The sequence below is a fragment of the Streptomyces sp. NPDC055078 genome (assembly GCF_053607985.1).
On sequence record NZ_JBSGUP010000526.1, the window covers coordinates 1 to 5,833 of the forward strand.

The 5,833-nt window shown below is 70.2% G+C and carries 5 protein-coding genes; 1 reads left to right on the top strand and 4 read right to left on the bottom strand.

What is annotated here, in order from left to right:
* Positions 1-72 precede the first annotated feature (72 nt).
* The 4 genes from ACWF94_RS31080 to ACWF94_RS31095 all read right to left on the bottom strand — a co-directional run bounded on the left by ACWF94_RS31080 (position 73) and on the right by ACWF94_RS31095 (position 4,805).
* Entirely contained in the window at positions 73-1,380 is a 1,308-nt protein-coding gene (locus ACWF94_RS31080; RefSeq protein ID WP_453495937.1) for a flavin monoamine oxidase family protein, read from the bottom strand.
* Positions 1,370-1,747, bottom strand: coding sequence for a hypothetical protein (locus tag ACWF94_RS31085; protein ID WP_453495940.1), 378 nt, complete (start codon positions 1,745-1,747; stop codon positions 1,370-1,372). The genes ACWF94_RS31080 and ACWF94_RS31085 overlap by 11 nt, the downstream gene beginning before the upstream one ends.
* 10 nt (positions 1,748-1,757) lie before the next feature.
* Entirely contained in the window at positions 1,758-3,158 is a 1,401-nt protein-coding gene (locus ACWF94_RS31090; RefSeq protein ID WP_453495943.1) for an MFS transporter, read from the bottom strand.
* Between the two features lie 237 nt (positions 3,159-3,395).
* Positions 3,396-4,805, bottom strand: coding sequence for an MFS transporter (locus tag ACWF94_RS31095; RefSeq protein WP_453495946.1), 1,410 nt, complete (start codon positions 4,803-4,805; stop codon positions 3,396-3,398).
* A 353-nt stretch (positions 4,806-5,158) separates the two neighbouring features.
* Between ACWF94_RS31095 and ACWF94_RS31100 the strand changes: the two genes are divergently transcribed.
* On the top strand, positions 5,159-5,833 hold a 675-nt coding region (locus ACWF94_RS31100; protein WP_453495949.1), incomplete at its 3' end, for a DUF4328 domain-containing protein.

Sequence of the window (5,833 nt, forward strand, 5' to 3'; positions counted from 1 at the left end):
CCCAGTGGCCGTCCGGACCGGCTGCCTCCAGGACCGGCTGCCCTGAGGACCCGGTGGCCTTCGGGACCGGGGTCAGGAGCCGATGACCGCCCGGCAGTTCCGCGCAGCCCGCAGTCCGGACTCGACCGCCCCGTCGATGTAACCCATCCACCCACTCGCCAGATCGGCGGTGGCGAACGCCAGGCGTCCCCATGGCTGTTGCAGATCGCGCAGATGCGCGGTCACCTGGCCGGGGCGGTGGTTGGTGTTCCCGCCCCTGGCGTAGGGGTCCGCCGCCCAGTTGTGGCCCAGTACAGCGGTGACCTCCTTGATCTCGGGGACGTATGAGCGCAGGACCTCGGCGACCCGGTCGGGATCGTTGACGTCGAGTTCCGGATTCGCGTTGATACCGATGATCAGCTGCCCGTCCGGGTACTGGCGGAAGGTCCAGAAGAAGTTCAGCGGCAGACCGGCCGGAAGCTGCGCGAAGATATTTCCGATATCGCCGCGGACCTTGATCCAGACCTTGTCCTGGTGGGGCTTGCCCATGCCGGTCCTCGCCGCCAGAGCGTGCCCCGGGGGCAGTCCGGGGGTGAAGTCGATGGACGGCCACACATTCACCGGCACCGCGACGACCGCCGCGCGGGCGCTGATCACCCGGCCGTCCGCCGTGGTGACCGCCACCCCGTCCGGCCGGGAATCCACCGCGCTCACGGGCGAGGAGAGACGGACCTCGGCCGAACTGCCCGCCGTCATGGCGTCGAGTACGGCTGCCGTGCCGCCGACCGGCCGGTAGCGGTTGGTGTCGTACCAGGCGTTGACGTCCCAGTCGCACAGGGCGAGCCAGCGCAGGATGCCGAGCAGGCCGGCCTCCTCCAGCGGGGAGCCCGCGACCTCGTACAGCAGACCGCTCAGCCGGTCCCGGTCCTCGGGTGACAGCCGCAGTTGAGCCAGCCGCTGTCCCATGGACATCCGGTCCAGTTCGGCGATGCCTGCGGAGTGGCGGAGCGGATCGTGCGGATGGGGCAGCGCGTCCCGGTGCAGACCGGCGTACTCGGCGGCCAGTTCGCGCAGCCGGGCGAACGCCGCGTCCGGCTCGTGCCGGCGGGGCGGGTTCCCGAAGAGCACGGCCTCGTACGCGGTGTCGTCCTCCTCGATCCCGATGCCGTACCGGGTGAGTTCGGCCCAGATATGGGGCTGTTTCCAGTGCACCCAGGCGCCGCCCAACTCCACCCGGTCGGCACCGAAATCTACTGTCCAGGTTCGGCCGCCGAGGCGGTCCCGTGCCTCCAGCAGTACGGTGGAGAGCCCGGCGCCCGCCAGTTCCCGGGCGGCGGTTACCCCGGCGAATCCGCCCCCGATCACCACCGCGTCGGCCGTGGTCCGCTTCTCAGTTCCCATGTTCCAGCTCCAGTGCCTCACCCGCGGGCTTCCAGTCCCGCGGCGTTACGGAATAGAACGCCTCAGTGCCGGCGGTACCCCGGTAGGTGACCGTGGTGCCGGTCTCGATCAGCCCGATCTCACCGGGTCCCAGCCGGACTTGTGTGCGCGGTCCTGTGATGGTCAGCTCGCCCGCCAGGACGTAGAAGACCTCGTCATAAGTGAGGGTCCAGGGGCCCATCTCCTCGTCCTCGCCGAACCGCATGAGTCCACCGCCCAGACCCGTGCGTCCCACATCGGCCACACAGCGGTTCAGCTGGATGCCCCTGGTGCCCCGGATGACCCGGTACGGCGAGCTGCCGGGGTCGATCGACCACAGTCCTGCCATCTCGTTCTCCTCACTCGATGAATTCGGCGGTCTCCCGCGACTCGTGCCGCGGGGTGGCGGGCGCGCTCTGGCCCCCGCCGGACGGCGGCCGGTCCGCGGCACTGCTCTCCGCCAGCGTCCGGCCCTGTGTCTCGGGTGCCAGCCATACCGAGACCAGCAGTCCAAGGGCGGTGATCAGCGCGAAGATCAGCATGGTGGGGCCGGTCCCGATGCCGCTGAGGGCGGCGGGGAGCAGATAGGTGGTGGCCGCGACGCCGATCCGGGAAGCGGACGTGACGATGCCGATGGCGGTGGCGCGCACATCGGTGGCGAACAGCTCGCTGGGATAGGCCCACTGCATCACCTGGGCCGGGCCGCTGAGAATGGCGTACGCGCTGAAGCAGCCGATGATGACCAGGGCGGGGGCTTCGGGGATGACGCCCAGGACCGTGAGGGGCAGCACCATCAGCCCGAAGCACCAGATGAGCAGGCGGCGTCTGCCCACCGTCTCGACCAGCCGCAGCGCCGGGAACTGACCCGCCATGAACAGCACGCTGATCACCGCCGAGCCGACGAACGCCAGATTCCCCTCACCGAGCCCGAAGGTCTCCAGCATCGTCGGGCCGAAGGTGTAGAGCGCGAAGACGGGGGCGACGGAACAGGTGTAGAAGACGCTGCAGAAGACGAGCATGCGGATGTTACGGGGGGTGTTCAGCGCCCTGAAGCCGCCGGGGCCCTGGCCGGGGCCCTCGTCCTCGACCTCCAGCCGGGTGTTCGCGCCGAACATGTCCTCGACGATGGCCTGGGCCTCGGCCTCCCGTCCCTGGCGTGCCAGCCAGCGTGGTGACTCCGGCGATCCCCACCGCATCGCCAGCACGATCAGACCGGGCACCACCGGCGAGGCGATGATCCAGCGCCAGGAGTCCTCTCCCAGGAACTCGACCATCAGCCAGCCCACGATCGCCGCGCAGGTGGCCCCGACCGCCCAGGCGATGCTCAGCCACCCGATGAAGGGCGCCCGGTGGCGGCGCGGGACCCACTCCACCAGCATCGCCAGCACGATGGGGTAGTCGGCCCCGATCGCGACACCCGCCAGGAACCGGAAGGCGATGACCTGCCAGGGCTCCACGGCCAGCCCGCTCAGGCCGGAGAAGGCGACGAGTGCGACGAGGTCGATGACGTACATCAGCTTGCGGCCGATCACATCGGTCAGCCGGCCGAACACCAGGCCGCCGACGAAGATCCCGGCGAAGGCCGCCGCGCCGATCGCACCGATCTCGAAATCGGTGAGCCCCAGCTCGGGCTCCATGCCGACCAGTGCCACCGCCACGATGGTCAGCAGCCAGCCATCGAGGAACGGGCCGCCGGACGACTGCACAAGAAGGCGGATATGCCGCCGGTTCAATTGGATCTCATCAAGGGACAGAGACATCTGCACCCGCCTCCACAGGGTCGGGGGACTCCGATACGGACGGACAGCCCGGGAGGGCGTTCGCAAAACTGTATTTCTAATACAGTTACCGTAGTATTGTGAAAGCATGATGGATAGTGCCGCCGCCCGCGTCAACACTTGTGCCGTAAGTCCATGAATTCGGGGGCCCCACCACCGCTGTGCGGCGGTGCGGCCCCCTCGTCCGGTCGCGCTGGTTCCTGCTACCCGGCTCCTCGGCTACTCGGCTCCTCGGCTACTCCGCCTCTGCGCTGCTTCGTCACTGCGCTGCTTCGTCGCTTCGTCACGCAACGCGAGCCACAGTCCGGCAGCCGCGGCGATCACGCCGGCCATCGCGTAGAGGAAGGCGTTACGGAAGCCGTCGACGCCCGAGGTGCCGACGGCGACTCCCACCAGTACCGCGAGCCCGAGCGAGCCGCCGAGCTGGTCCACCGAGCGCTGGACTCCCGCCGCGGTGCCCGCGTCGTCCTCGGTGACGCCGTACAGCGCGGCGTTCTGGAGGGCGAGCAGGCCGATGCCCATCCCGGCGGCGACTCCCACCATGCCCGGCAGCACATCGACGGCGTAACCGCCCTGGTCGGGGAGCCGGACCAGCCAGGCCAGACCCGCCGCGGTGAGCGCCAGGCCCACCAGTGCGGTGCGTTTCACGCCGAGGGCTGTGATGAGCCGGGAGACCACGGAGATGGCCAGGAGCAGCACCACACAGAACGGCAGAAAGGCCAGCCCCGCCCGCAGCGGGCTGAGCCCCACCACATCCTGCAGATACAGGGTGAGCAGGAAGAACGCGGTGGACAGTGCCGCGCTCAGCAGGACGGTCGCCGCGTTGGCCAGGGCCCGGGTGCGATGGGCGAGGAAGGAGAGCGGTACGAGCGGGTTCCGGGTGCGTGCCTCGACCGCCACGAAGGCGGCCAGCAGCAGCACTCCGGCAGCGATCGCCATCGGCTCCGACTCCAGCACCCCGTACACCAGGGTGAGCGGGCCCGCCGTCAGCAGCGCGGCTCCCGGCAGATCGAGGCGCCCGGTGCGGACCCGCGGCCCGTCGGCGGGCACCACTTTCGGCGTGATCAGCAGCACGGCCGCCGCGAGCGGCACATTGACACCGAAGATCCAGCGCCAGTGCAGCAGTTCGGTGAGCACACCGGACAGCAGTACGCCGACGACGAGTCCGCTCGCCGAGATCCCGCCCCAGATACCGAGGGCCCTGGCCCGTTCGGCCGGTTCGGGGAACAGCAGCGCGATCAGGGACATCGCCGCGGGCGACGCCAGTGCCTCACCGGCACCCTGGGCGAAGCGGGCGACGACCAGCGTCGGCAGGTCGGGCGCCAGCCCCGCGGCGAGCGAGGCGAGCACGAACAGGGCGGCGCCGAGCAGGAACATCCTGCGCCTGCCGAGCAGATCGGTGACCCGGCCACCGAGCAGCAGCAGACCACCGCCGACCAGGGTGTAGCCGGTGACGACCCAGGAGAGCGACGCGGTCGGGGCATGGAACTGAGCGCCGATGGACGGCAGCGCCACATTGACGACGGTGACGTCGATGGCGATGAGGAACTGAAGGAGGGAGAGCAGCGCGAGTGCCGGAATCCTGCGGTCGGCAGGACGGCGCACACGTGCCTTGGGAAAGGTGTTCATCAGATGGGTACTCCAGGCAGCGGGACATCACGGCCGCTGGGGGCCGTAAGGACGCTTCCGTGCCGGTACGGCAAACAGACCCCACCGGCCGGGACCGGTGCGGCTACGGCCGTGGAACGGCACACCTGGAACTACTTGGTGACTGCTACACCCATGCGGCGGATCATAGCCGCGGTCGCCCGGCCACCACGAATCCGTTTCGGGACCGCTCCCCGAGGCGACCGGTAGGCACCCGGAGGTGACCGGTAGGCACGCGGTCACCTCCCGGAGGCGACCGGGCGGCGCCCGGAGGTGACCGGTCGGCGCCCGATCGCTCCTGGCAAACGTGGACCCCGGTGGGAAAGAATGGCCGTGTGAACGATCAACCAACTTCTCCGGCTCTGCTGCCCGTCCTCGGAGCGGCCCGTTGTGCCGTCGCCGCCTTCGCCCTGGCCGCTGTCGCCTGGGCGGCGAGGGGCCTGTGGCAGTTCCGGCTCGCGGATTCCGGGATGCCCGCGTCCGGGCCACCGGACCAGGGGGACGGCCGGCACCGCCCGCTGACCGCCCTGGAGAACGACTACCACCTCGTCAGCGCCCTGGGGGACGCGGCCACGGTGCTCTGCGCGTTGACGTTCCTGGTCTGGCTGTCGCGCGTACGCCACAACGCCCGCGCCCTCTCCGGACAGCCGCCGCGCTATGCCTGGCCGTGGGTCTGGGCCGGCTGGATCGTGCCCGTGGCCAATCTGTGGGTGCCCCGTGGGATCGTCGCCGACGTCCACCGTGCGAGCGCGCCTGGAGAGCCGCTGCCGCGTGCGGTGAACTGGTGGTGGGGACTGTGGCTCGCCGGGATGCTGAGCGGGGTGGGCCTGATGTACCCGGGCTCCACGGACAGCGTCATCGAACGCGCCTATACGGATGCCCATCTGCTCCTGGCCACCGACGCGGCCGTCATCGGCGCGGCGCTGGCCGCGGTCCTCGTGGTCCGCGCCATCACCGCGGCACAGCGGGGACGCCTCGACGACTCCCGGCGGCCGGGGCAGGACCCCGGC

What these genes read in the sequence shown, in the direction of transcription:
- ACWF94_RS31090 (WP_453495943.1), bottom strand. Translation starts at nt 3,158, where the DNA reads ATGTCTCTGTCCCTTGATGAGATCCAATTGAACCGGCGGCATATCCGC.
- ACWF94_RS31085 (WP_453495940.1), bottom strand. Translation starts at nt 1,747, where the DNA reads ATGGCAGGACTGTGGTCGATCGACCCCGGCAGCTCGCCGTACCGGGTC.
- ACWF94_RS31095 (WP_453495946.1), bottom strand. Translation starts at nt 4,805, where the DNA reads ATGAACACCTTTCCCAAGGCACGTGTGCGCCGTCCTGCCGACCGCAGG.
- ACWF94_RS31080 (WP_453495937.1), bottom strand. Translation starts at nt 1,380, where the DNA reads ATGGGAACTGAGAAGCGGACCACGGCCGACGCGGTGGTGATCGGGGGC.